This window comes from Methylobacterium mesophilicum, from assembly GCF_022179445.1.
Lineage (GTDB): Bacteria > Pseudomonadota > Alphaproteobacteria > Rhizobiales > Beijerinckiaceae > Methylobacterium > Methylobacterium mesophilicum.
Map to the genome: position 1 here is coordinate 186,974 of NZ_BPQU01000006.1, position 25,449 is coordinate 212,422.

Consider the following 25,449-nt stretch of genomic DNA (forward strand, 5'->3'; position numbering starts at 1 on the left):
AAGCTTGCATGCGCGGCCGAACCCGGCCAACTGGACCACGCAACCCTCCGACAGCGGCCCGGCCTCCCGACATCGTGTACGTCCTCACCGACATCGCCATCTCCAACTGGTACCTGATCCGGCGCGAGCAGATCCGCCTCCGGGGCGCCGCCGCCCTGGTCGGGCCGACGGGGGCCGGCAAGTCCACGATCTTCGACGCGGTCGGCACGGTGCTGGCCGGCAACAACGCCAGCCGGCTGGCGCTGAACGCCTCGGCCTCCGGGCGCAGCGCCCGCACGGTGCGCGACTATTGCCTGGGCTGGATCAGCGACCCGGCCGAGGGCGGCAGGCCCACCCGGGAATCCTGCGAGACCGTGCTGGCCCTGGTGTTCGAGAATCCGGCCTCCGGCCGCACCGTCACGGTCGGGCTGGCGCTGGCCGCCCGGGCGGTGGAGCCGCGCGAGACGGTGCTGTCCCGCTTCATAGCGGTCGGGCACCGGTTCGAGATCGCCGACTATGCCCGCACCGCCCCGGGCGGCAGCTTCACGGCGCCGTGGAGCGAGATCGCCGCGGATCTGCGCGCCCGGGCGGCGAGCTTCACCGAATACCGGACCTCCGGCGAGCGCTTCACCGCCGACATCCTGGCGACCCTGCGGGAGGGCGCGCCCTCCCCCGAGCCGCGGCACTTCCTGCGCAGCTTCTCCAACGCCGTGGCGTTCAAGCCGATCTTCGACACCAGCGCCTTCGTGCGCGCCTTCGTGCTCGACCCGGAGCCCCTGGACGTCGAGCGGGTGCGGCTCTCCATCGCCAACTGGCGCCGCCTGCTGGAGACGATCGGCGAGCTGGAGAGCCGGCTCGCCCGGCTGCGCCGCCTGCGCGACCGCTACGAGGCCTGGGGCGAGGCGGTGCTGGCCGCCGCCACGCACGAGTTCGGGGCGGCCTGCGCCGAGCTGCGCCGCCGCAGCCTCGACCTCGTCGCGGTCCGGCTGCGCCTGCGCGAGGGCGCCGACACCGTGCGGATCGCCCGGGAGCGGGTCGCGGCGAGCCGCGGCCACGTCCGGGAGATCGACGGCGAGATCGCCGAGAAGAAGGCCCTGCTCGCCGGCAGCGCCGCGGAAGGCCGGCTCGCCGCCTCGACGCTGGGCCTGTCGATGCTGGAGCGGGACCGGAAGGATCTCTCCGCCCGGATCGCCGACCTCGTCGGCCTGGTCGGCCAGATGGGCAAGCTCCAGCCGGTCGCCCCGATCCTGCGCCAGGCCTGCCCGCCGGCGGCCCGCCTCGCGGAATCCTGCGCCCGGGCCGGCCTGCGCCGGGAATCCTCACCCGACGAGATCCTGCGCCCGGACGGGCCCCTGGCGGAACTGATCGACGGGCTGGCACGCCTGCCCGAGTTCGACGAGGCGCTGGAGCGGGCGGCCGAGGATGCTGCGCTCAAGGCCCGCGCGGAGGAGAGCGAGGCCGAGCGCACCGCGCCGCGCACCGGGGGCGGCCCGGCGGCGCGCCTGTCCTCCGATACGGTGGCGTTCCGGGGCGAGCTGGCGCGGCGCGACATCGACGCTCTGCCGATCTGCGAGCTGGCCGAGATCGTCGACCCGACCTGGGGGCCCGCTCTGGAAGGCCTGCTCGGGCGCGCCCGCGAGGCCCTGGTGGTGGCGCCCGACCGGCTGAGCGAGGCGCTGGGCGTCCTGCAATCGGGCCGCGACCGGTTCCACCGCTGCATCCTGGTCAAGACCACCGACACCGCCAAGCAGCGGGCGCGCCGCTACGACGACGGCCCGCTCACCGTGATCGAGACCAGCGACCCGCACGCGGAGGCGTTTCTGGGGGTGCGGCTCGGGGGCTACGACCTGGCAAAGGACGATGCCGAACTCGCCCGCCTGTCCCGCGCCGTCGCGCCGAGCGGCCGGACCACGGCCGGCATGGCCTATTCGGTGACCCGCAGCGTCGACCTGCTGATGACCCGCGGCCATCGCGGGCCCACGGTGGACAGCCGCCGGGCGCACGAGGTCGCGGTCGCGGAGGCAAGGCGGCTGCGCGGCGAGGCGGCGGTCCTGCGCGAGGCCGCCCGCACCGCGGCTGCGGTCCGGGCCCGCATCGCGCGCGGCCTCGACGACGTCGATTCCCTCCGGGGCGAACTGGACGGGCTGGAGGGGCGGCGGCGCACGCTCCAGACCGAGCGCGAGGGCATCGAGAAGCGCGACAATGCCGGCCTCACCGCCGAGATCGCCGCGCTGACCACCGAGCGGATGGGCTACCTGCGGGAATTGTCCGAAGAGCTGGAGCCGAAGCTCGACCGCCTGCTCGCCGACGAGGCGGCGCTGCGGGCGCGCCTCGGGACCGTGCGCGAGGCCGCCCGCGCGGCGCTGGCGGCCCGGCGCTCGGCCCTGCGGCAGGCGATGGGCGGCGACGCGGCGCGGGTGCGCCTCGCCCGCTCCGAGACCTTTAACGTCGGCGTGATCGCGCAGGCGCGGGGCGCGCTCGCGGGCCTCGACGCCAAGGCCGCAGGCACGCGGGCCGCCACCGAGCGCGGACTCGCCCGGGAGGCCGCCGAGGCGGCCCGCTCGCACGGGCGCGTCGCCGAGCGCGAGCTGACCGAGGCCTGTTCGGCCTGGCGGGTCGAGAACCCGCTGAACGCCGGCGACGCCCCGGCGATCGACGGCTACGCCTGGGTCCGGAAGGAATACGAGGCCGTCGAGGGCCACGAGCTGCGCCGCTACCGCGCCCAGGCCGAGCGGGCCGAGGTCGAGATGCGCCGGCTCATGACCGAGGACCTGCTGACCCGCCTGGCCGACCGCTTCGAGCGGGTCCATGCCCGGCTCGCCGCCCTGAACGAGCGGCTCTCGGCCCGCAGCTTCACCGGCCAGACCTACGCGTTCGAGGCGGCCGTGGACCGGCGCTACGCCGCCGTCCACGCGCTCGCCACCGAGACCGCTCGCTCGCCCGAGGCCGCGCAGGCGCTGCTGGCCGGCGAGACCGAGGGGCCGATGGCGGCGGCGCTGGAGGAGATCACCGCGCTGATCGCCGGCCAGGAGGATGCGGCCCGGCTCGCCGATTACCGCAACTACTTCGTCTACGAGATCGGCATGAAGGACGCGGCCGGCAACCGCACGACGATGTCGGCGCGGGCCCTGCGCGGATCGGGGGGCGAGGCGCAGGCGCCGTTCTACGTGGCGATCGCGGCCTCGCTGGCGAGCGCCTACTATCCGGGCGACCGGCCCGGCGACGAGAATCCGGGCCTGGGGCTCTGCCTCCTCGACGAGGCGTTCTCCAAGCTCGACGTGCGCAACAGCCAGGCGCTGGTCGATCTCTACCGCGCCTGGGGATTGCAGCTGCTGATCGCCGCCCCCGAGGACAAGCGCACGACGCTGACCGAGGTGATGGACACCATCGTCACCGTCTACAAGAGCCCGGACCTGACGTCGGTGCGGATCGAGGCCGAGCACCCGTTGGAGGCGGCGCGCCGGGCGCTGCACGCGATCAACCCGGAGCAGGTCGGGATCGAGGGATTCCGCCGCTCTAACGCGGCCGAGTGAGCCGGCGGGGCACCGATTGCGATCCCCGATATCCCCGGTCTTCAGCGATGGCCGCCGTCCCTGCGTGATCGCGCGTGGCAGATTGCGCGTGCGGTCAGCGCAGGCCCGGTGTCAGGGCCATGACCGCACCGACGATCACGAGCGTCTGGAGCCCGATCGCGCCCAGCAGCACCCACTTGAGGATCTCAACCTTCGTCTCGGCGACGTCGACCCTGTTGGTGAGGCGCAGAGCCTCGATGTCCGCTTTGTTGGCGAGCCGCAGAGCTTCGATATCCGACTTGGTCGCGAGATTGCTCTGGATCGCCTCTGCGACGGCGTCGGCCAGCACTTCGGCTTGCTCCGAAGACATCGTCGCTTTGTCGCGGAGGCTGCGAACGAAGCGCAGCGTATCGAACGCAACGGCGGTCACGGACGCGGCTCGCGCTTTTCAGGAGCCGGCTTACGCCGAAGGTCCTGTCTCAGGACGACATTCGAATCGTACGCCGCGCGCTGCGATACGCGGAGGATGTTGCCGGGCGCATGTCCTGTCAACGGCAGACCGGGCCGGACGCGCTCGGCTTAAATGGATCACGCTTGCCGCGGCATGACGGGGCTTTGCACCTGAAGACTTTCGCGCTCCGAAAGTTCGCGCGGCGATCTTCAAGGTGCAAAGCCGCATCGTCGTGTCAGTTCAGGTAGGTGCGGATCCAGTTCGGGGAGAGGATCTCGCCCTCCTCGGTGATGATCCAGGGCTGCTTGGCCGGATCGGTCAGGGCGCCCGCGGCGGCGGCGATCGCCTCGCGCAGGGTGCCGTACCGCTCGGGCTGGGCCAGCGGGGCGGTCGCCGGGGCCGTGCGCCAGATCGTGAGATCGGCCGGGCGTTCGAGAGCTTCGGTTTCCATGATGTCGTGTCCTTCCGAACCGTTTTGGACCGTTCAGATCCCCGCCGCCCGGTCGAACCGGTGTGCCGCGGGGTCCGTGAGGCTGAGCGTCAATGCAAGCATCTCTGCGGCAGCTTTGCGATCAATTTGGGCATTACAGGTACCAGTATCTAGTCCTACTACGTAGGATTAGGTGCGGTGCCTTGTTCCATGCCCAAACCGGCCATGTCTGATCCGCCGTGAACTTGCGAGAATTGTGGCCACCGATTGATGACCATTCCGTTAGCCAATGCGCGCCAGTCTCCGAGGTGCGCCAGAACACGTCGGGGCCCCGGCGGAGACCGCGCTTCCTCCGTGTTGACGCCCCGATCCTGAACGCGCACTTAAGGCTCTGCCCGCCCCCTGCCCCGCCTCTGCCTGGAGACCGCCCCCTTGCCGGACCGTACCGTGCGCATCGTGCTCGCCGCGGTCCTGGTCCTGCTGGCGCTCTACGTCGCCCAACCCTACGTGCAGGCGCTGCTCTACGCGGCCGAGACGCCGCGGGCGGTGACCGCACGCGGCGATCTGGCCCAGTCCGAGACCTCCACGATCGCGCTGTTCGAGCGGGCGAGCCCCTCCGTCGTCCACGTCTTCGCGCAGAGCGCCGCGACCGGGCGCGACCTGCTCGACGCGGACGACGAGGGCGGGGAGCAGGGCGGCACGCAGACCGGCACCGGCTTCGTCTGGGACGGGGCCGGCCACGTCGTCACCAACACGCATGTCGTGCAGAACGCGGCGCAATCCGGCGGCTCGGTCTCGGTCCGGATGAGCGACGGCGAGGTGGTCTCCGCGACCCTGGTCGGGCTGGCCCCGTCCTACGACCTGGCGGTCCTGCGGCTCGGGCGCGTGGCCAAGATGCCGCCGCCCCTGGCGATCGGGACCTCGGCGGACCTGAAGGTCGGCCAGTCGACCTTCGCGATCGGCAACCCGTTCGGCCTCGACCACACCCTGACCACCGGCGTGATCAGCGCCGTGCGCCGGCGGATGCCGACCAGCGCCGGGCGTGAGTTGTCAGGCGTCATCCAGACCGACGCGGCGATCAACCCCGGCAATTCCGGCGGCCCCCTGCTCGATTCCGCCGGCCGGCTGATCGGGGTCAACACCGCCATCGTCTCGCCCTCCGGGGCCAGCGCCGGCATCGGGTTCGCGATCCCGGTGGACGTCGTCAACCGCGTGGTCCCTGAGCTGATCCGGGTGGGGCGGGTGCGCAATCCCGGCATCGGCATCATCGCCGCCCAGGAGGCCGCCGCCGCCCGGCTGGGGATCGACGGCGTGGTGGTGCTTCGGGTCCTGCCCGGGTCGCCCGCGTCCCAGGCCGGCCTGCGCGGCGTCGATCCGCAATCCGGCGGTCTCGGCGACGTGATCGTGGCGGCCGACGACCGGCCGATCCACCGGCTGGCCGACCTGACCGCGGCGATCGAGGAGGCGGGCCTCGGCGCAGCCATCAACCTGAAGGTCGTGCGCGACGGCCGGATCCGGCAGGTCCGCATCACCACCGCGGATGTCGCGGAGAACCGGCGGTGAGGCGGCTGCCCGTCCTCACGCTGCTCGTCCTGGTCTCCGCCGGCGCCGTGCAGGCCGCCGAGACGCGGGTGCGGTCCCGCCTCTGCCCGGAGGACCTGCCGGAGGGTGTCCGCCTGCCGCCGCCGCCCGGCTGCGACGTTCCGGCCCACACGCCGGCGACGGCCCCGCGCGGGTTCTACGATCTGGGTGACGGCACCACGGTGCGGATCGGTGGCCGCGTCGGCGCCGAATTCGGCGCGCGGCGATAACGGCGGCGGTTCGCGATGGTGTTGTTTGCGGTCCTACTGGCCTGCGCCACGCTCTGGTGGCTCTCGAAGAACGGGGACGGCGTCGGCCGCCGGCTCGGGCGCGCCTTCGGCAAGGGCGTCGGCGCGGTGACCGGCGCGGTCCGGCCGCAGAAGCTCGGCGGCGCCTTCGCGCTCGCGGCGGCCGGGTTCCTGCTGCTGCACGGGAACCTCGTCCTGGCGGCCCTTCTCGGCCTCGGCGGCATCTGGATGATCGAGGGCCAGGCCGCCATGACCGAGCGCCTCGCCCGCCTCGTCAAGTCGCGGTTCGGCCCCGGGCTCCGGCACCGCACGGCCCTGCTCGATGTCCGCCTGCGTCCGGACGGCTCCATCCGCGACGGCCGGGTGACCGCCGGGCCCGGCGCCGGGGCGCGGCTCGACGCCCTGCCCGCCGAGATCCTGGTCGCGCTGCTGCAGGCCTGCCGCGCGCGCGATCCCGCGGGCGCAGCGCTCCTAGAGCCGTATCTCGACCGCCGGGCGCCCGGCTGGCGTGTAGACGCTGAGCGCGATCGAGACCCGCGGCCGGGACGCCCGGCGTATCCAGGGTCGATGACGCAGGAGGAGGCGTACCAGATCCTGGGGCTTCAGCGCGGGGCGACCGCTGAGCAGGTCCGGACGGCCCACAGGTCTCTGATGAAGCTCACCCACCCCGACCAGGGCGGAAGTGCCGACAGGGCGGCGCGGGTCAACGCGGCCCGGGACAGGCTTTTGAACCGACATCGCTGAACTCCACGCGCGTTGTCAGATGCTGACTGGTTCGCAGCCGCGGGCAAACACAGCCGCGGCTCTGCCGTGCCGGCGCGCCGGATCGGCGCGCCGTCGATCGCCTAGGGCGTCGGCCCGGACATCAGAGCCGGGACGACGCTCGAGGCTTCTGTTTCTGCATCATCGCGTTCCGAAAGCCGGAACCCACCTTTCGGGATGATGCTCGAGTGGTTCAGCTGCGGGTCGCGAAGCAGCTGAAGCCGCTGCGCTTCAGGGCCGTGCAGGCATCCTGCGCGGAATCCTGCTCCGCGAAGCCGGAGAAGCGGGCGCGGTAGAGCGTGGTCCCGCCATGCTCGACCTTGACCGTGTAGGGCGCCGCCTTGGACAGGCTGCCCCCGGCCTTGGCGCGGGCCTCCGAGAGCATCGTGCGGGCCTTGGACTCGTCGTCCATGGCGCCGAGCTGGATCACCCAGGCGGTGGGGACGACGCGGGTGCCGGTGACGGCCTTGGGCGGCTCGTCGCGTTCGGCGGAGGCCAGACGGGCCGCGGTCTTGGACGCGCCGGGGAACGGGGCCTGGGCGGTGCTCGCGCCGGCATAGGCCTGCGCGGATTTCGGCAGCGCCTGCGACACGCCCTGCGGACCGGGCTTCCAGGTGCCGCCCGGCGTCGTGGTCGAGCGCGAGGGCATGATGTCCAGGGGCTCGCCGGTGGTGCCGGTGGTCTCGACATCCTCGTCGTCGGCCGAGGCGACCTGGGTGCGGGTGCGCGAGACGGCGTCCGCCACGACGGCCGGGCGGGCCCGCTCGGCCACCTCGGTGACCGGCGCCGACTGGCGGGCGCCAGCATAGGCCCGGGGGAGGTTGGAGCGGACGAGGTCGGCCATGATCCGGTCGCGGCTGCCGCCCGACTTGCCGCCGAGCACGATCGCCACGATCTGGCGGCCCTCGGACTTGGCCGCGGTCATCAGGTTGAACCCCGAATCCCGAGTGTAGCCGGTCTTGATGCCGTCCACGCCCTGGACGTTGCCGAGCAGGTGGTTGTGGTTGCCGATCACCCGGCCGCGGAACGCGAAGGAGCGGGTCTGGAAGTAGCGGTAATAGTGCGGGAACCGGTCCTGGATGGCGCGGGCCAGGACGGTGAGGTCCCGGGCGGTGGTGAGCTGGTCGGGGTCCGGCAGGCCGGAGGCGTTGGCGTAGCGGGTCCGGCTCATGCCGAGCGCGTGCGCCTTGGCGGTCATCATCTGGGCGAAGCGCTCCTCGGAGCCGGCGATGTTCTCGCCGATCGCGCAGGCCACGTCGTTGGCCGACTTGGTGACGATCGCCTTGATCGCGTCCTCGACCGAGATGGTCTGGCCGGGGCGCAGGCCGAGCTTCGACGGCGCCTGGGCGGCGGCGTGGGCCGACATGGTCAGCTCGGAATCGAGGGCGAACTTGCCGCGCTCCATCTGCTCGAACAGCATGTAGAGCGTCATGACCTTGGTGATCGAGGCCGGATGGCGCAGCGCGTCCTCGTTGACCGCGTGCAGCGTCTTCCCGCTCTTCACGTCCACCACCATGGCGGCGTAGGGCGGGTTGTAGCCGCCCCCCGACGCGTGGTGATGATGGTGCCGCCCGCGGCGGGCCTCGGCCGGGGCGGCCAGGGCGGTCAGGACCGCGGCGGCGGCCAAGGCGGCCGGAATGGCGGCCGGCAGCGCGGGGATCGTCCGGGGGCGGCCTACAACGCTACGCATCACGCCTGATAGCCTCGCGAGACCGGCATGCGCCGGTCGTATCTCTGGTGCTGGCCGGCGCTGATCGCGTGGCCCCGCTGCATCGGTTGAGAATTAGGCGGGTGCAGTTACAGGCCCGTTAATGCGAACCGCTCGCGTTCCGAATCGTGTCGTTCCGGCCATGCCTTGACGATGGCGCATGCGGCCCACACCTCTGGAGAAGATCCGGTTTCGTCACCGGTGTCGGCGCGCGACGCGTCGGCCCGGCGGCGCCAAGGAGGCCGGCCATGCAGCGCTCCCCCGCCCTCCCGGCGTCTTACGGAATTCGCCGGTCGGGTATCGGATCTTCCGCGGTCCGAGCCGGGCGACGCGCGTCCACCATGGTCCCTCCCCCCGGGCGGCTTCCGTGCGCTGGCGTCAGCCCTTCGGCATGAACGGGTCGAACGTGATGCGCCGGGCGCAAGCTTTGCGGGGCGGACAAGTGCGCGCAGGCGTCTGGCGAAGTCGCCTCACGGTCTGTAGATTAATGTCCGCCGACCCGGACGCCGCTCCCGGCAGGGTCATGACGGGATCGGTATTGGGGGCCGGCGACGCCCGCTCCAATCGAGGGATCGGTTCGACGCACATGACACAGGTCCCCCTTCAGGGCACCGCGATATCGACGACGCTTCACGGGCCGGCGCGTTTGGCGATCACGGCCTCCGGTTCGCGCGCCCCGGGCGGCGACGACCGGTCCAACACCGCGATCATCACCCGCACCAAGCCGAAGACCAAGAAGCCGAGCCTGTACCGGGTACTCCTTCTGAACGACGATTATACGCCGATGGAATTCGTCGTGCTGGTCGTCGAACGCTTCTTCAACAAGAGCCACGAGGACGCCTACCACATCATGATGCACGTGCATCAGAACGGGGTCGGCGAGTGTGGGGTCTTCACCTACGAGGTGGCGGAGACCAAGGTGACGCAGGTCATGGACTTCGCGCGCAAACACCAACATCCTCTCCAGTGCGTTATGGAAAAGAAATAGGCGCCGTTCGCGGTAGGCACCCACACAGAGGCCAGCTTTGCCAAGCTTCTCACGCAGCCTAGAACAAGCCCTCCACCGAGCCCTCGCGCTCGCCGGCGAGCGACGGCACGAATACGCGACGCTGGAGCATCTCCTGCTCGCCCTCGTGGACGACCAGGATGCGGCCGCGGTCATGCGCGCCTGCAACGTCGAGATCGACACGCTCAAGCGCAGCCTGGTCGACTACGTGGACACCGAGCTCTCGAACCTGACCGGGGACGGGCGCCAGGACGCCAAGCCCACCGCCGGGTTCCAGCGGGTGATCCAGCGGGCGGTGATCCACGTCCAGTCCTCGGGCCGCGAGGAGGTGACGGGGGCCAACGTGCTGGTGGCGATCTTCGCTGAGCGCGAGAGCCACGCCGCCTACTTCCTGCAGGAGCAGGACATGACCCGCTACGACGCGGTCAACTACATCAGCCACGGCATCGCCAAGCGCCCCGGCGCCTCCGAGGCCAAGCCCGTGCGGGGCGCGGAAGAGGAAGGCGCCGCCGAGCGCCCGAGCGACGAGGGCGATCCCCGCGGCGGCGCGAAGAAGAAGGGCGACGCGCTCGACGCCTACTGCGTGAACCTCAACAAGAAGGCCCGGGACGGCAAGATCGACCCGCTGATCGGCCGCCACTCCGAGGTCGAGCGCACGATCCAGGTGCTCTGCCGCCGGCAGAAGAACAACCCGCTGCTGGTGGGCGATCCCGGCGTCGGCAAGACCGCGATCGCGGAAGGGCTCGCCCGCAAGATCATCCAGCACGAGGTGCCGGAGGTTCTGGCCGACGCGACGGTGTTCTCCCTCGACATGGGCACGCTGCTCGCCGGCACCCGCTACCGGGGCGACTTCGAGGAGCGCCTCAAGCAGGTGATGAAGGAGATCGAGGCGCACCCGAACGCGATCATGTTCATCGACGAGATCCACACGGTGATCGGTGCCGGTGCGACCTCGGGCGGCGCCATGGACGCGTCGAACCTGCTCAAGCCGGCGCTGGCCTCGGGCACGCTGCGCTGCATCGGCTCGACCACCTACAAGGAGTACCGCCAGTACTTCGAGAAGGACCGCGCCCTGGTGCGCCGGTTCCAGAAGATCGACGTCAACGAGCCGTCGATCCCGGATACGATCGAGATCGTGAAGGGCCTGCGTCCGTACTTCGAGGAGTTCCACAAGCTCAAGTACACCACCGAGGCCGTGAAGGCCGCGGTGGAGCTGTCGGCCCGCTACATCAACGACCGCAAGCTGCCCGACAAGGCGATCGACGTGATCGACGAGACCGGCGCGTCGCAGATGCTGGTGCCGGAGGCGCGCCGCAAGCGCACCATCGGCATCAAGGAGATCGAGGCGACCATCGCCACGATGGCCCGCATCCCGCCCAAGACCGTCTCGAAGGACGACGCGGTGGTGCTGCAGCACCTCACCGAGAACCTGAAGCGGGTGGTCTACGGCCAGCCGAGCGCCATCGAGGCGCTGACCTCGGCGATCAAGCTCGCCCGGGCCGGCCTGCGCGATCCGGACAAGCCGATTGGCTCGTACCTGTTCGCGGGTCCGACCGGCGTCGGCAAGACCGAGGCCGCCAAGCAGCTCGCCTCCTCGCTGGGCGTCGAGATGCTGCGGTTCGACATGTCGGAATACATGGAGCGCCACACGGTCAGCCGCCTGATCGGCGCACCCCCCGGCTATGTCGGCTTCGACCAGGGGGGCCTGCTCACCGATGGGATCGACCAGCACCCGCATTGCGTGCTGCTGCTCGACGAGATCGAGAAGGCCCACCCGGACCTGTTCAACATCCTGTTGCAGGTGATGGACCACGGCAAGCTGACTGACCACAACGGCAAGCAGGTCGATTTCCGCAACGTCATCATCATCATGACGACCAACGCGGGTGCCTCGGACTTGGCGAAGTCGGCCTACGGTTTCACCCAGACGAAGCGCACCGGCGACGACGTCGAGGCGATCAACAAGCTGTTCGCCCCGGAATTCCGCAACCGCCTCGACGCGATCATCTCGTTCGGCCACCTGCCGAAGGAGGTCGTGGCCAAGGTGGTGGACAAGTTCGTCCTCCAGCTCGAGGCCCAGCTCGCCGACCGCAACGTGACGATCGAGCTGTCCGACGAGGCGCGGGCGTGGCTGGTGGAGCACGGCTACGACGACGCCATGGGCGCCCGCCCGATGGCGCGCCTGATCCAGGCGACCATCAAGACGCCGCTGGCCGACGAGGTGCTGTTCGGCAAGCTCAAGGACGGCGGCGCCGTCCGGGTGGTGGTGCGCAAGCCGGAGGACGAGGAGGCCAAGGCCGGCGCCAAGGACAGCCTGGGCTTCGACTTCCCGGCCGGCCCGGTCACGCCGAAGCCGGAGGCGGACGTCACCAACGCGGCCAAGCGGCACAAGCGGGCCAAGCCCCGTGCGGCCACGCGCAAGAAGACCCCGAAGGACGACAAGGGTGGGGGTGGCGGCGGCGGTTCGGGCGGCGGTGTCCGGACCGTGCCGAAGGTGCCACTGGTCCGCGCATAAGGGCCCTCACGCCGGCCGGCAGGCTTCCGGACCACGGCCTGCCGGTCTATGACCGCCGCGACGCGAACGCGCCGCGGCGAGGAGGCGCTTGATGACCGAAGATCTGCACGAGGGGCCTCTATCCCCCGTCACGCATCCTGCGCCTGCCCCGAAGCTGACCCGGCGCGAGGAACGGCGCCGCCGCCGCCAGCGGCGTCGCCGCGGCGAGGAGGTGCTGGCCTGGGTGCTGGTGCCGCTGATCTGCGTCGGGATCTATCTCGGCGTGAATGCCGGCTTCGACTTCTTCGGCACCTCGCCCGGTCAGGTCTGGGACCAGCTGATGCAGGTCAAGACCATGATGGAGAAGCGGTCCGCCAGCCCGGCCGCGCATTAGCGCATCCTGCCGGGCAACAGGGTCACGGCGCCACGCGCGGTCTCGGCTTCGCGTCGTCGGTTTCCCGAAAGCCGGCGCCGCCCTGTCCGGGACGATGCCCGGGGTCTCCGAGCCTGCATCGCCGTCGCCGGCCGCAGGCTCGCGTCCTTTGGGAAGATGCCGCAGAGCTGCCGCGCTTGCCGGTCCGCGATGGCGTTACAGGTATCCGGCATGAAGCCGGACTGAGCCGGCTCAGAATGGCCCCCCAGCGGTGACGCCGTGAGTCCGACCCGACGAACGATCCTGGCTGCCGCCGTGCTGGCGGCCCCGTCCGTGCGCGCCGCGGCGCGGGGCGGCACCGTGGCGGTCATCGGCGCCGGGGCGGCCGGCCTGGCGGCGGCGTCGGCGCTGCGCGCAGCCGGGCAGGATGTCGTGCTGGTCGAGGCCCGGGATCGCATCGGCGGCCGCGCCTTCACCGACCGGGCCCTCGGCCCGGATTGCCGCTTCGATGCCGGCGCCGAGTACATCCACTGGGCCGAGCGCAATCCCTGGGCCCCCGTGGCCCGGGCGTCGGGCGTGCGTTTCGCGCAGGAGGGCGGCTGGGCCCGGACGCTCATGATCGACGGCCGTCCGGCGACCGATGCGGAGAACGCGGGCCGCCGGGCCGGCTTCTCCGGGCTCGACGCGCTGCTGGCCCCCAAGGGCGGCGACACCTCGCTGGCGGAGGCCGCCCGCGCCGGGGGCCCGAATGCCGAAGGTGCGGCGGCGGGCTTGAGCCGGCTCTCGCTCGGCGAGGATCCCGAGCGGGTCTCGGCGGTGGATTACGACCGGCTGTGGTCCGGAACCGACCTCTGGGTCGATGGCTACGGCGACCTCGTGGCGCGCCGCTTCGCCGACCTGCCGGTCCGGTTGAACTGTCTGGTGCAGGCGATCGACTGGTCCGGCAAGACCGTCCGGATCGAGACCGCCGGCGGCACCCTCGCGGCTGCGGCGGCGATCGTCACGGTGCCGGTCGGCGTGCTGAAATCCGGGGCGCTCCGGTTCACCCCGGGCCTGCCCGATGGCGCCGCGGCGGCCCTGGATGGCCTGCACATGGGCGCCTACACCAAGGTCGGCCTGCGGCTCGACCCCGCCAAGGTCGATCCGGCGGCGCTCGGCGACGCCGTGTCGGTGATCACCGGCGGGCCGACGGTGTATTTCGAGATGGGCCCGTTCGGCCGTGCCATCGCGGTGGCCAATCTCGGCGGGGACCTCGCCCGGGACCTGTGCCGCGCGGGCGAACCGGCCGCGATCGCCCTGGCCACCGAGCGGCTCGGCGCGATCCTGGGCGCGAAGGCGCAGGGCGCCGTCCTGGCCGGCCGGCTCGCCGGCTGGTGGACCGACCCGCATGCCCGCGGCTCGTATTCCATCGTCGGGCCCGGACATGCCGAGGCCCGCGAGCGCCTGCGCGAACCGGTCGGCGGCCGGATGTTCTTCGCCGGCGAAGCCCTCGCCGGCGGCGGCGCTATGACGGTCGGCGGCGCCACCCTCGACGGCGAGCGCGCCGCCCGGGAGGTGCTGAAGGTGCTGGGCGCCTAGATCCGGGTTCGGATCGCCGCCACGGCCAGCGGCTGTTCCCGGCCGCGCAGGGTGTGGGATCCCAGATCTTCAGCCACGAGGTCGGGCGGCAGCGGGCCGATCCGGTCGAGCAGGTCGGCCGAGACCAGCACGTGCACGCCGAGGCTCTTGGACAGGCTCTCCAGCCGGGCGGTGGTGTTCACGACGTCGCCGAAATACGCGATCTTGTGGCGCTCGAGCCCGATCTCGGCGGTGACCACCGAGCCGCAATGCAGGGCGGCACGGAATTCCGGGACCTGCCCGAACCGCTTCGTCCAGGCGTCGGCCTCGTCGGCGAGCTGCTCGGCGAACGCGAAGACGCAGCGCAGGCAGGCCGCGTCGCGCGTGCCCCGCTCGATCGTCCAGGTGACCAGGGCCATGTCGCCGATATAGTCGTCGATCGAGCCCCGGAAGCGCGAGACCGGCAGGGCCAGCGCGTTGAAGACCTGCCCGAGATAGGCCTGCGCCGCGCGGTCGCCGTGGCGGTCGGCGAAGCGGGTCGAGCCGGTCACGTCGAGGAACAGGAAGATCCGCTCCTCGCTGATCGGCCGATGGTAGCGGCCGATCAGCAGGTTGGCGAAGACGCCGGGACCGATCAGGTCGCGCACCCGGAACACGAACACCACGAGGACCGAGATCGCGAGCCCGTAGAGCAGGCCGGATTCCGTCATCAGCATCGCGTTCCGCTCGCTGTACATGAAGCGGAACAGGCGGTTCAGCACGGTGCTGGCGACCGCGTTGCCGGCCACGATCAGGGCGATGTAGAGCGCCACGGTGGCGAGCAGGAACAGCGGCGTCGCCAGCTGACGCACCCGCTCCCGCATCTGCCGCCACAGCAGCCCGCGCTCGTATAGCAGGATCGGCGTCCCGATGATCGCGCCCCGGATCGCCGAGCCCAGCAGCGGGCCGACCGCGAACAGCGATCCGTAGAGCAGGCCGGCCAGGGCGCCGAGCCCCGGCGCCACGAGGTAGAACCAGCGCGGGCTGAAACGCATCCGGCCGTCCTTCACCCCAAGTGCCGGCCCCAAGTGCCGGCCCGACGCGCCGGGGTTCAATCCTGCCGGAGGGCGTGAACCGAGAACAGCCCCTCCGGATCGGTCCAGACCTGGATCCAGGTCCAGCCGGCCCGCTCCACCAGGGCCCGGAAGGTCTCGACCGTGTACTTGTAGCTGCTCTCGGTGTGGATCGTCTCGCCGGCCGCGAACGCGAAGGTCTCGGAGCCGATCCCGACATCCTGCGCACGCTGCGAGACCAGGTGCATCTCGATCCGCGAGGGCCCCGGGTTGAACACCGCCCGGTGTGAGAAGGCGCCGAGATCGAAGCGGCCGGCGAGCTCCCGGTTGATCCGGGTGAGGAGGTTGAGGTTGAACGCGGCCGTCACGCCTGCTGCATCCGCATAGGCGTTCTCCAGGATCGCGGCATCCTTCACGAGGTCGACGCCCACGATCATGTGGGCGCCCTCCCCCAGGATGCGCCCGAACCGCCGCAGCAGGTCCTCGGCCTCGGCGGGCTCGAAGTTGCCGATGGTCGAGCCCGGGAAGAAGCCGGCCCGGGGCATGCCGGCGAGGCTCGCGGGCAGGTCGAAGTCGCGGGTGAAGTCGGCGGCCACCGGCTCGACCCGCAGATGCGGGAAGTCGCCGCTCAGCACGTCCGCCTGCGCCCGCAGGAACTCGCCCGAGACGTCCACCGGCACGTAGGCGGCGAGCTTGTCGAGGTGGCGCAGCAGGCGGCGCAGCTTGATGGTCGAGCCGCTGCCGAACTCGACGAGGGCGGCCTTGGCCGGCAGCAGCGCGGCCATCTCGGGGCCGCTGCGGTCGAGGATCCCGACCTCCGTGCGGGTCGGGTAGTATTCCGGCAGGCGCGTGATCGCCTCGAACAGGTCCGAGCCGGCCGTGTCGTAGAAATACTTCGGCGCGAGCGCCTTCTGCGGGCGGGACAGGCCGTCCCGCACGTCGGCCAGGAAGGCGAGTTCCGGTGTGTCCAGGGCGACCGCGGTCGCGTCGGAGAAGCTGGGCTTGACGGTCAAGGGAGGCTCCGGGGCGCTTCGAGCGCTCGCCGCTGAAATGGATACCGGTTCGGCGTAAGCGAGCGCGTTGGACCAAGGACTGAGAGCCGTTCCCGATTGCAACGCGATCGGGAACGGCTCTAGGCGGCGTCGGCGAGGCGCAGGCCGGTGAACTGCCAGCGCTGATGCGGATAGAAGAAGTTGCGGTAGGGCAGCCGGGCGTGGCCTTCGGGCGTCGCCACCGACGAGCCGCGCAGGACGAACTGGCTGACCATGAACTTGCCGTTGTATTCGCCCAGGGCCCCCGGCAACGGCCGGTAGCCCGGATAGGCGGTGTAGGCGCTGCGGGTCCATTGCCAGACGAGGCCGAACGCGTCCGGCAGGGCGCCGTCCCGCGCCGCCACCTCCCACTCGAACTCGGTCGGCAGGCTGCGGCCGGCCCACCGGGCATAGGCGTCGGCTTCGTAGTAGCTGACATGGGTGACCGGCGCCTCGAGATCCACCGGCCGCACCCCGCCGAGCGTCATGGTCGCCCAGCCGTCGCCGTCCCGGCGCCAATAGCCCGGCGCCTCCCAGCCTTCGGCCTGGCCGGCGTACCAGCCGTCCGAGAGCCACAATTCCGGCTTGGCGTAGCCCCCCGCCTCCATGAAGGCGAGCCATTCGCGGTTGGTGACCAGCGCCTTGTCGATCCGGCCGGGCAGGATCAGCGCCTCGTGGCGGGGCGACTCGTTGTCGAACGAGAACCCGTCTCCGGTATGTCCGATCCAGGCGATGCCGCGGGCGAGCGGGGCCTGACCGGTCTGCCCGGAGGCCGCCGGGAAGCGCCAGCCGGCATCGTAAACCGGCCCGAGGGGATTCTGCGCGAAGGCGTGCAGGATGTCGGTGAGCAGAAGCTCCTGGTGCTGCTGCTCGTGGTACAGCCCGATCTCCAGGATCGGCAGCACGCCCTCCAGGGCGCTCTCGGAGGCCTGGCCGAGCAGCGACTCCACCGCCCGGTCGATATGCGCCCGGTAGGCCGTCACCTCGTCCATGGTCGGCCGGGTGATCATGCCCCGCTGGATCCGCGGCTGCCGCGGGCCGGCCGCCACGTAGTACGAGTTGAACAGGTAATGCAGGCGCTCGTCGAAGATGGCGTAGCCCGGCAGGTGCTCGCGCAGCAGGAACTGCTCGAAGAACCACGATACGTGCGCCCGGTGCCACTTGGTCGGGCTGGCATCGGCCATCGACTGGACCTGCTGGTCCTCCGCAGAGAGCGGCGCGGCGCGGCGCTCGGTCTCGCTGCGCACGAAGCGGAATGCGGCGATCCAGGCGGCGCGGTCGATCGGCCGGGCCGTCACGGGCGGGGGCGGGAAAGCCGCTGCCGGTTGCGTGCGCGTGTCGCCGGAGCGGAGTGCCGCCGTGGCTGCCATGCGGATCTTCCCTTGATGACGTCTCTCCTGGGATCGTCTTATCGACGCCCAGCGTGGTCGCAGAAGATATGTCCCCGCGGTGGTCAGACAACCTCCGCTGGTGATTCCACCTGCGCCCGGTTCGTTCGCCTCATTCGCCGCCGGAGGCGCGGGGGTTAACGGGGAGAACGTGAAAGCGCGGGTCTTTCTTGCGCCGCAGTGAGGAGGCCTTAACCCTCGCCACCGAGATTCGAGGCGCTGAGTGCGGAGTCCAGAATTTCCATGCGGATCGATCTGATGGCCGGGGCCAGCTTGTCCCCCGCGGCGTTTCGCGCGTCCCCGGAGCCGACCATCCTGGTGTTCGATTCCGGCCTGGGCGGCCTGACGGTCCTCGATGCGGTGCGCCGCGCCCGGCCGGACGGCCGCTACGTCTATGCCGGCGACGATGCCGCCTTCCCGTACGGGCGGCTCGGCGAGGCGACGCTCGTGGCCCGGGTGCTCGCGGTGATGGAGCAGCTCGTCGCGACGCATCGGCCGGACCTGGTGGTCATCGCCTGCAACACCGCCTCGACCCTGGTCCTCCCGGCCCTGCGCCAGCGCTTCGCGACGCCGTTCGTCGGCGTGGTGCCGCCGATCAAGCCGGCCGCCGCCGCGACGCGCTCGGGCCTGATCACGCTGCTCGCCACGCCCGGCACGGTGGCGCGCTCCTACACGCACGATCTGATCGCGACCTATGCCGGATCCTGTTCGGTGACGCTGGTCGGCTCGCCGAACCTCGCGGGCTTCGCCGAGGCCGAACTCGCCGGCGCACCCATCGACGATGCCGCCCTGGCCGCCGAGATCGCGCCCTGCTTCGTCACCGAGGCTGACGGACGGCGCACCGACGTGGTCTGCCTCGCCTGCACCCACTATCCGCTGCTGCTGCCGCGCCTCGAAGCGCTGGCGCCCTGGCCGGTGACCTGGATCGATCCGGCGCCCGCCATCGCCCGGCGCGTGATCCAGCTGATCGGCCCGGCCCGGCGGAATGCGGACCCGGACGGGGCCGTGCACGGCGCCTTCACGGCCGGCACCTGCCTGACCGCGCCGTTGCGCGCTTCCCTCGCCGCCCGCGGGATCGGCGAGATCGCCGTCGAGGCTATGCCGCTGCCGATGCAGTAGGCCGCGCGTCCGGCCTCGCCTCGGACGCCGCGTCGGCCGGGGTCGTCCGGTCGCGCGTCGCAGCGCTCTCGGCGCGCGACAACAATCATGCCTGCTTGCATAATCAGTCGAGACGGTATTTTATCGCTGAGGTTGAGCGATTATATTGATCTCAGGGGAGTCGTATGACTCTGCGGGCAGCTTTGCTGGCGGCGACACTGATCTGTGTCGCGCAGGCGCCGACGAGTGCGCGCGCCTGCGGCGACGGAGAAGCGCCGACCGCCTGCGACGATCCGAGCCCCAACGGCTTCGCCTCCTGGATGCTCGGGCGCGTCAGCCAGGCGCTGCAGGCCGACCGGCACAAGGCGCTGGCCGCCTTCACCGCGGGGGCGAACGGCTTCCGGACCGCGGACACCTACGTGTTCTGCGTCGGACCGGACGGCGTGATGACCGCCCACCCGAACCCGATCCTGCAGGGGCACGACGTGCGCGACCTGCACGACAGGACCGGCAACCGCTTCATCCAGACGATGCTGGACACGGCCAAGCCGGGGCAGGTCGCGGTGATCCACTACCTGTTCCCGAAGCCGGGCAGCACGATCGAGGAGCCCAAGACCACCTACTACACCAAGGCCGGCGACCAGATGTGCGCGGTGGGGGTCTACGACACCGACGCCGCGGCGCCCGCCGCCGCGACCCCGGACGGACGGGTCGCCCAACTCCGGCAGAAGCTCGACGGGGAAATCCCGACCCAGGCCCGCGCCGACTGGCTCGCGTTCCTGGAAGCGCTCAACGCGCAGGGCGACGCGAAGACGGCGGCCATCGCGCAGGCCCGCCGGGACATGCGGGCCGCCACCGCCGCGCTGGATTCGGCCGGTGCGAGGCCGGCGGGGCAGGATTAGGTTCCGGCCCGGGCCGCCGCGCGTGGCCTTGGCCCAGATCCTTCCCCTCGCGGAGGCCGCGACGTTCACCGCCGGATGCCTCGTGCTGCGATCGACGTGGATCGATCCGAAGCGCGTCGAGTTCGCCCTGATCCTCGCCGTCGTCGTCCTGAGCATCGCCCTGCTGATCGGGCTGACGCCGCCGGACCTGGTCGGCGATACGGGGTGCCTGGACCCGGCCGGCCGGTGGCCCCAGCCGCGCTGATCGATGGAGGTGGCCGCCGCTATGCCCGCGTCAGCCCAGCGCGACGGCGCTCGCGGGCCGGTCGAGGGCCTCGGCCTCCGTGGGGACGACCAGATGGACGAACAGCATCCCGGCGGCGACGATCAGCGCCAGCGCCAGGATCCGCCACAGCTCCATGATCGGCTCTTGCGGTGTCGTGTCGGTCTTGCGCGGCATCGGTCTCGGATCCCTGTTGTGTGATCTGTCCTGTGAGCCGGTTCTCGGCCCGTCGCGGGTGGCATGGTCCACCGAAGGCTTGCCTGGCCTTGGTGGCGTAAAGTGGACACCCGCAGGATGAACGCTTCGTAAAATTTGCAACCTCGGCCGCCGGGGCGTGCGGGGCGTGCGGGGCGTGGCGTTCGGGTGGGCCGGATCAGGCGCACCCCGCTGCCGCCGCGAGCGCCCCGGCCTCGGCCATGCTCACGGGGATCGCCGCGGCGGAAACGGCCCGCCGCAAGGGTTGCCCCCACAAATCCATCCCCGGCGATACTGATAAGTGTGCAAAATAATCTGCGCAGTCTAGCTTCTGCCGCAATTTCGATCAGACTTCAGACCTATAAGAGGAGCCACGGGCAGGAAGGACCAGATGTTCGAGAGTCTTTTCTGGGGTGCCGCGATCATGGCGCTGGTGGGTTCGGCCGCCCTGGTGGCCATCGGCGCGGCGGTGCAGCCCCGGATCATCCAGAAGGATGATCTCGGATCGGGCATCCTCGATCCGCGCCGGACCTTCGGCCGCAAGCGGCGCTGGCGCCGCCCGTCCCGGGTGACGCGCCCCCTCGGCTGGCTTCCGCTGCGCTAGACGCCTGCGCCGCATCGCCTTTTCCCGAAAGCCGCCGGCCATCGCCCGGAACGGCACGCAGCCTTGCGTTCGACGCGTCCGCTGACGCCGAACCGGGAACCGCCTCGGCGGCGAGCGCTCCAGCAGGCCGGCTTTACCACGCTGGATACTAAACCTGTCTGCACCAAAGACGTACATCTAACGTTGCTGCCGCGGATGCTAAGGTCCGGTGACTGCGAAACAGCGGTCTTCAAGCAGTGCGAAAGGGCTCAGGACTGATGAGCGTGCGTCAAATCTGCGATCAGGTGCGGGTGACCGAACAGGCCTTCACCGCGGCCCTCGGGGCCATGAAGGCGACCGGGCTGCGCGAGGAGCTGACCCGCGAGCTCCAGGAGATGGAATCCGCGGAGATCGAGGCAGGACAGGACGCCGGCTCGGCCCGCACGGCCTCGTGGAAGCGGGTCAAGATGCTGCACGGCCTCGGCTATCCGGTGGATTTCGGCTGGCTGCACATCGCCCACGGCGCCGCCCGGTAGAGCCACCCGTCCGAGCCCGATCCAGGGAGGGCCTGCGAGACGCTGCCGGCCCCCGGCCCCGTGCGTCCGCACGAGGCCGGGGGGGGGATCACGCTCAGGGTGCGAGATCGTGGACCGGCGCCGGGACCGGCGTGTCGCTGCTGTTCAGCACGGTGCTGCTCGCCGGCACGGGCTTGAGCGCCGCCGTGTCGATCCGGGGCGCCGCCGGCAGCTGCAGCTGCTCGCTGGTGTAGGCCCATTCCTGTGCGACCCGGGCGGGGTCGTCGTTGAGCTTCGTGCCGTAGCTCGGGACGATCTGCCGGATCTTCGCCTGCCACTCGGGCGTGGCGACGTTCTTGGCGAACACCTTCTCCAGCACCTGCAGCATGATCGGCGCCGCCGTCGAGGCGCCCGGCGAGGCCCCCAGCAGGGCGGCGATGCTGCCGTCCTTGGCGTTGACGATCTCGGTGCCGAGCTTAAGCACGCCGCCCTTGTTCGGGTCGCGCTTGATGATCTGCACGCGCTGACCCGCCTGCCAGAGGCGCCACTCCCCCTTCTTGGCCTTCGGGAAGTACTCGCGCAGGGCCGCGATCCGGTCGTCGTCCGACAGCATGAGCTGGCCGGCCAGGTACTCGACCAGGGGATACTCGTCGATGCCGACCCGGACCATCGGCCAGATGTTGCTGGTCGTGGTCGAGCTGAGGAGGTCGAGATACGAGCCCTCCTTCAGGAACTTGGTCGAGAAGGTCGCGAACGGTCCGAACAGGATCACGCGCTTGCCGCCGAGCACCCGCGTGTCCAGGTGCGGCACCGACATCGGCGGCGAGCCGACCGACGCCTTGCCGTAGGCCTTGGCGAGGTGCAGCGTCGCGACGTCCGGGTTCTCGTTGATCAGGAACGAGCCGCCGACGGGGAAGCCGGCGTAATCCTCACCCTCCGGGATGCCCGACTTCTGCAGCAGGTGCAGGGCGCCGCCGCCGGCGCCGATGAACACGAACTTGGCGTCGACGCTGCGCCGCGACCCGTCCTTGATGTTGCGGGAGGTCACCCGCCAGGAGCCGTCGGCGTTCTTGGTGATGCCCTCCACCTCGGTGGAGAGGCTCAGCTTGAAGGTCGGCTGGCCTTGCAGGTGGGCGACGTACTGGCGGGTGACCTCGCCCCACTCGACATCGGTGCCGAGCGGCGACCAGGTGGCGGCCACCTTCTGGTTCGGGTCGCGCCCCTCCATCATCAGGGGCACCCATGTCTTGAGCTGCTCCGGATCGGTGGAGAATTCCATGCCGGCAAACAGCGGGCTGGCCTTCAGGGCCTCCCAGCGCTTCCGCAGGTAGGCGATGTTGTCGTCGCCCCAGACGAAGCTCATGTGGGGGGTGTAGTTGATGAAGGTGTGGGGGTTCTTCAGCACCCCGGTCTTGACCAGCGAGGCCATGAACTGGCGCGTGACCTGGAACGCCTCGTTGATCTCCACCGCCTTGGCGATCTCGACCTGGCCGTTCTTCTTCTCCGGAGTGTAGTTCAGCTCCGCCAGCGCCGAGTGGCCGGTGCCGGCGTTGTTCCAGCCGTTCGAACTCTCCAGGGCGACCTGATCCAGGCGCTCGACCATCTGGATCGACCACGTGGGCTCGAGCTGGTTCAGCCACACGCCGAGCGTCGCGCTCATGATGCCGCCGCCGATCAGCAGCACGTCGACCTTGGTGTCGGCGCTGTCGGCGAACGCGAGGGCGCTCGGCAGCGAGGCCGCGGCGAGCCCGGTGGCCGCCGTCCCGAGGAGTTGGCGCCGGCTGAAGGCGAGCGAGTCGCGCGGGGACCGGGGCTTGTTGGTGTCGTCGGCACGCATCGCCACATCTCATCGGTTGCGGACCGGACATGCACGGCTGGCACGTCCCGGCACAGAAGGCGTCGGATCGACGCGACGGGAGCCCCGCGCATCCAGCCTTCCAGAACGTTCCCCCGCGGATGATGCGGCACGCAGCGCGTGATCGATCGTATGCGATCGTTTATTGTCTTGGGCGCCGTTGTTGCTTCCGAAAGCAGCTTCCAGAAGTGCAGGGCCGGATCGAAGCGTCTTTTCCGAGTTGATGGCCGGGTTCGACGTGGCTGCGCCGAATAGAGCCGAGACCCGATCCGGAGACCGCGCGGTGATCGGCGAGTCTCGACGGTGAAAAGACGCCGGCCGATCTGGCGCGGCGGCGTGTTCCCCGCGTCTTAGAGGATGAGGTCTGAAAGGACAATCTGTGGTGTAGGACAAACGCCGCCGCCTGTCCTGTCCGGAACATGCGGGGCGTGCGTGCGCGTCATGGCGGACGCCGCCTTTATCGGCTGCGCCGGAACCGGATGATGCTGCGCGAGAGGCGGCCGGCGTCCCAGTTGGGCATGATCCGCCAGGGCGTCGTCACGTCCGCTTCGTCGCCGTGGATCTTGATCGTCCGCCGCTGCTCGGTGTTGACCCATTCCGGAGCCCAGGCGGTCTGGACCGTCGTGATCCATTGGTCGCCCTCGATCCGGTAGCGGCCGATATAGGCGACCAGCGTCTTCATCAGCGCGGCGCGGTCGGCATCGGTCTCGGCCGGCTTGCGGTCGGTGCCCTCGAGGTTGAACGCGACCCAGCCATCCGGGGTGAAGATCACCCGGCCCCGCGGCGCGCTGCCCATCGCGTCGATCAGCGACCCGGTCGCCTTGTCCTCGACCTGGTAGGAGACGAGTTCCCAGGTCCCCACGATCTTCTCGGCGAGGTCGCCCTCGTCCGCATGGACCTGCGGCTGGGCATCGGCGGCCTGGCCGGGCGACGCGGCCATGAGCAACGCCGCCGCGAGCGTCGCGGAGAACTTCGTCATCCGGTGATTCTCCTTCCGGCCTGCCGGCCATGCGGCCAGCGCGAATCGGGCGACACCGGGATACGGCGCGCGGCCCCGTCGTGACAGGTCTCGGTCGCGCGAAGCTGGGTTCGGATGACGACATGCGGCTTCGATCGACAGGGATCCGAAGCGGCGCCGACCGGCTGTGATGGCCGGTCTCGTGTCATGGTCTGGGGAGAGAGTTGTGCGGATCAGCGCTTTAGGCGGCTGATGGTGCCCAGGAAAGGACTCGCCAATCCATGTGCTAAGTCATTGTGATTACTGAATCTGGTTGGCCGCCGTCGACCGATTTGTATCACGGTGATGTATCGCGGGCAAAGTCGGCCTTGCATGTCATCCTTGGACAAGCGGCGTGCATGTCCATTTTGGACAACGGATGGTCCGCGGCGCTCGGGTTGAGAGCTACACCTAACTTAGCTGTCTTGATGCTACTGCGGCCGAAGAGGACGCTGCCGGACCCCAACCAGTCGAGGCTTGGTTTGGGTGCTGTGAGCGCCACTAGCGTTGAGTCCAATCCGCCCGCTTTGGTGCTTCTATGCGTTCCTTCGGGCGCCTATCGAACCGAAGCACCTCGATCCATGTCCACTCGCCACCGCGCAGATCTTGAATCCCACGAGCATTTAAGGCGGCAGCGATTTCTTTGGGATCCGAAATGCCCGCCATCCGGATCTCTTGGATCACGAAGGAGATCCGTGCCGCTCGTTCGATTCGATCTCTCCGGTTTTTTTCCATGCGATAGATCTAACCTGTGAAACGGAGAACGGCCCTCACTGTCTCCAGTGCGGGCCGCCCTTTCGATGCTGAGATCTTCAGATCAGTACTTGCGGACCAGGGCGGTCGGGACCGGCGAGACGGGAGCCGGCGAGTACAGCGGAACGATGAGGCGAAGCCAGCCGTCCGTCGAGTAGTTGTCGCGGGTGCGGCCGAACTGGGTAACGTACTGCGCGCTGGTTACGACGTCGCGGGCGACGTAGGCCTGCACGGTGAAGACCTTGAAGTCGTAGCCGATTAGGCCGCCGACGGCGAACCGGCCGCGGTTGTTGGCGGCCGCGCTGAACTGGCTGATGTCGAAGTTGTAGGTTCCGTAGGCGATCGGGCCGATCTCGAAGTTGCCGAACTTTTTGGTCGCGGTGATGTCGAAGTTCAGGGAGTCGGACAGAACGAACGAGCCGAGGGCAGCGCCGACACGGCCGCCGAAACGGCCGGGCGAGTCGTAGACGTTGGCGGTCAGGTTGCCGGTGATGTTCCAGCCGTCGCCGGTGTAGCTGCCGGCCACGCCGAAGCGGTAGGTGTTCGAGGAGAGCTGCGGCAGGACCGGAGTCGTACCGCCGATGCTGACGAACGAGCCACGGTCGCCGTTCAGGTCGTTCAGGTACGCGCCGCCGAGCAAGCTGACGCCGAAGTTGTTGCCGAGGTCGAACGCCCAGATGCCGCCGACGAAGGTGCCGACGTTGATCGAGATGTCCT

Annotated in this window: 23 protein-coding genes; 13 read left to right on the forward strand and 10 right to left on the reverse strand. The window is 70.3% G+C overall.

Translation table 11 applies throughout. From position 1 onward, the window contains the following. The first annotated feature begins 74 nt into the window (after nucleotides 1-74). Nucleotides 75-3,512 (forward strand): SbcC/MukB-like Walker B domain-containing protein, encoded by a 3,438-nt coding sequence (locus tag MFF40_RS09475; RefSeq protein WP_238260227.1) that lies wholly within the window; start codon nucleotides 75-77, stop codon nucleotides 3,510-3,512. A 94-nt stretch (nucleotides 3,513-3,606) separates the two neighbouring features. On the opposite strand, the gene MFF40_RS09480 is transcribed toward MFF40_RS09475, so the two are convergent. After that, nucleotides 3,607-3,921: a CCDC90 family protein gene (locus MFF40_RS09480; protein WP_238260229.1), complete on the reverse strand. Its 315-nt coding sequence runs from the start codon at nucleotides 3,919-3,921 to the stop codon at nucleotides 3,607-3,609. A 256-nt stretch (nucleotides 3,922-4,177) separates the two neighbouring features. Continuing rightward, on the reverse strand, nucleotides 4,178-4,393 hold the full coding sequence (locus MFF40_RS09485; RefSeq protein WP_147857535.1) for a hypothetical protein: 216 nt from the start codon (nucleotides 4,391-4,393) through the stop codon (nucleotides 4,178-4,180). Between the two features lie 411 nt (nucleotides 4,394-4,804). Between MFF40_RS09485 and MFF40_RS09490 the strand changes: the two genes are divergently transcribed. Genes MFF40_RS09490 through MFF40_RS09500 form a run of 3 tightly spaced genes read left to right on the forward strand, consistent with a single transcriptional unit; the run spans nucleotide 4,805 to nucleotide 6,945 of the window. Next, complete coding sequence (locus MFF40_RS09490) at nucleotides 4,805-5,935, forward strand: S1C family serine protease (RefSeq protein ID WP_238260231.1); 1,131 nt, start codon at nucleotides 4,805-4,807, stop codon at nucleotides 5,933-5,935. Beyond that, nucleotides 5,932-6,183 carry a hypothetical protein gene (locus MFF40_RS09495; protein ID WP_238260232.1) on the forward strand — a complete coding sequence of 84 codons (252 nt, stop codon included), beginning with the start codon at nucleotides 5,932-5,934 and terminating at the stop codon, nucleotides 6,181-6,183. Before MFF40_RS09490 ends, MFF40_RS09495 begins: the two co-directional genes overlap by 4 nt. 15 nt (nucleotides 6,184-6,198) lie before the next feature. After that, complete coding sequence (locus MFF40_RS09500; RefSeq protein ID WP_238260234.1) at nucleotides 6,199-6,945, forward strand: J domain-containing protein; 747 nt, start codon at nucleotides 6,199-6,201, stop codon at nucleotides 6,943-6,945. 211 nt (nucleotides 6,946-7,156) lie between these two features. Here the strand turns inward: MFF40_RS09500 and MFF40_RS09505 are convergent, their stop codons facing one another. Further along, complete coding sequence (locus MFF40_RS09505; RefSeq protein ID WP_147898546.1) at nucleotides 7,157-8,653, reverse strand: D-alanyl-D-alanine carboxypeptidase; 1,497 nt, start codon at nucleotides 8,651-8,653, stop codon at nucleotides 7,157-7,159. 604 nt (nucleotides 8,654-9,257) lie between these two features. Between MFF40_RS09505 and clpS the strand changes: the two genes are divergently transcribed. The 4 genes from clpS to MFF40_RS09525 all read left to right on the forward strand — a co-directional run bounded on the left by clpS (nucleotide 9,258) and on the right by MFF40_RS09525 (nucleotide 14,122). Then, entirely contained in the window at nucleotides 9,258-9,659 is a 402-nt protein-coding gene (clpS, locus tag MFF40_RS09510; RefSeq protein ID WP_187193701.1) for an ATP-dependent Clp protease adapter ClpS, read from the forward strand. Between the two features lie 37 nt (nucleotides 9,660-9,696). Further along, the gene (gene clpA, locus MFF40_RS09515) at nucleotides 9,697-12,192 is read left to right on the forward strand and encodes an ATP-dependent Clp protease ATP-binding subunit ClpA (RefSeq protein WP_147898545.1); all 2,496 of its coding nucleotides are present in this window, start codon (nucleotides 9,697-9,699) and stop codon (nucleotides 12,190-12,192) included. Nucleotides 12,193-12,283: 91 nt separating this feature from the next. After that, nucleotides 12,284-12,565: a hypothetical protein gene (locus MFF40_RS09520; RefSeq protein ID WP_147898544.1), complete on the forward strand. Its 282-nt coding sequence runs from the start codon at nucleotides 12,284-12,286 to the stop codon at nucleotides 12,563-12,565. Between the two features lie 258 nt (nucleotides 12,566-12,823). Continuing rightward, entirely contained in the window at nucleotides 12,824-14,122 is a 1,299-nt protein-coding gene (locus tag MFF40_RS09525) for a flavin monoamine oxidase family protein (protein WP_283206096.1), read from the forward strand. On the opposite strand, the gene MFF40_RS09530 is transcribed toward MFF40_RS09525, so the two are convergent. From MFF40_RS09530 to egtB, 3 genes are all read right to left on the reverse strand, one after another. Beyond that, complete coding sequence (locus tag MFF40_RS09530; protein WP_147898542.1) at nucleotides 14,119-15,135, reverse strand: adenylate/guanylate cyclase domain-containing protein; 1,017 nt, start codon at nucleotides 15,133-15,135, stop codon at nucleotides 14,119-14,121. The genes MFF40_RS09525 and MFF40_RS09530 overlap by 4 nt on opposite strands. Before the next feature lie 56 nt (nucleotides 15,136-15,191). Further along, nucleotides 15,192-16,166: an L-histidine N(alpha)-methyltransferase gene (gene egtD, locus MFF40_RS09535; RefSeq protein WP_147898541.1), complete on the reverse strand. Its 975-nt coding sequence runs from the start codon at nucleotides 16,164-16,166 to the stop codon at nucleotides 15,192-15,194. 119 nt (nucleotides 16,167-16,285) lie between these two features. After that, on the reverse strand, nucleotides 16,286-17,554 hold the full coding sequence (gene egtB / locus MFF40_RS09540; RefSeq protein WP_147898540.1) for an ergothioneine biosynthesis protein EgtB: 1,269 nt from the start codon (nucleotides 17,552-17,554) through the stop codon (nucleotides 16,286-16,288). 261 nt (nucleotides 17,555-17,815) lie between these two features. Between egtB and murI the strand changes: the two genes are divergently transcribed. From murI to MFF40_RS09555, 3 genes are all read left to right on the forward strand, one after another. Further along, nucleotides 17,816-18,691 carry a glutamate racemase gene (gene murI / locus MFF40_RS09545; protein ID WP_147898539.1) on the forward strand — a complete coding sequence of 292 codons (876 nt, stop codon included), beginning with the start codon at nucleotides 17,816-17,818 and terminating at the stop codon, nucleotides 18,689-18,691. Nucleotides 18,692-18,855: 164 nt separating this feature from the next. After that, entirely contained in the window at nucleotides 18,856-19,572 is a 717-nt protein-coding gene (locus MFF40_RS09550; RefSeq protein ID WP_147857650.1) for a cache domain-containing protein, read from the forward strand. Between the two features lie 28 nt (nucleotides 19,573-19,600). Next, nucleotides 19,601-19,816 carry a hypothetical protein gene (locus MFF40_RS09555; protein WP_147857651.1) on the forward strand — a complete coding sequence of 72 codons (216 nt, stop codon included), beginning with the start codon at nucleotides 19,601-19,603 and terminating at the stop codon, nucleotides 19,814-19,816. Nucleotides 19,817-19,846: 30 nt separating this feature from the next. On the opposite strand, the gene MFF40_RS09560 is transcribed toward MFF40_RS09555, so the two are convergent. Continuing rightward, entirely contained in the window at nucleotides 19,847-20,011 is a 165-nt protein-coding gene (locus MFF40_RS09560) for a hypothetical protein (RefSeq protein WP_187277967.1), read from the reverse strand. Nucleotides 20,012-20,420: 409 nt separating this feature from the next. On the opposite strand from MFF40_RS09560, the gene MFF40_RS09565 reads away from it, so the two are divergent. After that, entirely contained in the window at nucleotides 20,421-20,633 is a 213-nt protein-coding gene (locus MFF40_RS09565; protein WP_147855665.1) for a hypothetical protein, read from the forward strand. A 257-nt stretch (nucleotides 20,634-20,890) separates the two neighbouring features. Continuing rightward, nucleotides 20,891-21,148: a hypothetical protein gene (locus tag MFF40_RS09570; RefSeq protein ID WP_147855666.1), complete on the forward strand. Its 258-nt coding sequence runs from the start codon at nucleotides 20,891-20,893 to the stop codon at nucleotides 21,146-21,148. A 94-nt stretch (nucleotides 21,149-21,242) separates the two neighbouring features. Here MFF40_RS09570 and mqo read toward each other — a convergent pair whose 3' ends face one another. From mqo to MFF40_RS09585, 3 genes are all read right to left on the reverse strand, one after another. Beyond that, complete coding sequence (gene mqo / locus MFF40_RS09575; RefSeq protein WP_147855667.1) at nucleotides 21,243-22,964, reverse strand: malate dehydrogenase (quinone); 1,722 nt, start codon at nucleotides 22,962-22,964, stop codon at nucleotides 21,243-21,245. Between the two features lie 475 nt (nucleotides 22,965-23,439). Then, nucleotides 23,440-23,961, reverse strand: a complete 522-nt coding sequence (locus MFF40_RS09580; RefSeq protein WP_147855668.1) for a lipocalin-like domain-containing protein — start codon at nucleotides 23,959-23,961, stop codon at nucleotides 23,440-23,442. An 835-nt stretch (nucleotides 23,962-24,796) separates the two neighbouring features. Next, on the reverse strand, nucleotides 24,797-25,449 hold a 653-nt coding region (locus MFF40_RS09585), incomplete at its 5' end, for a transporter family protein (protein ID WP_238260237.1).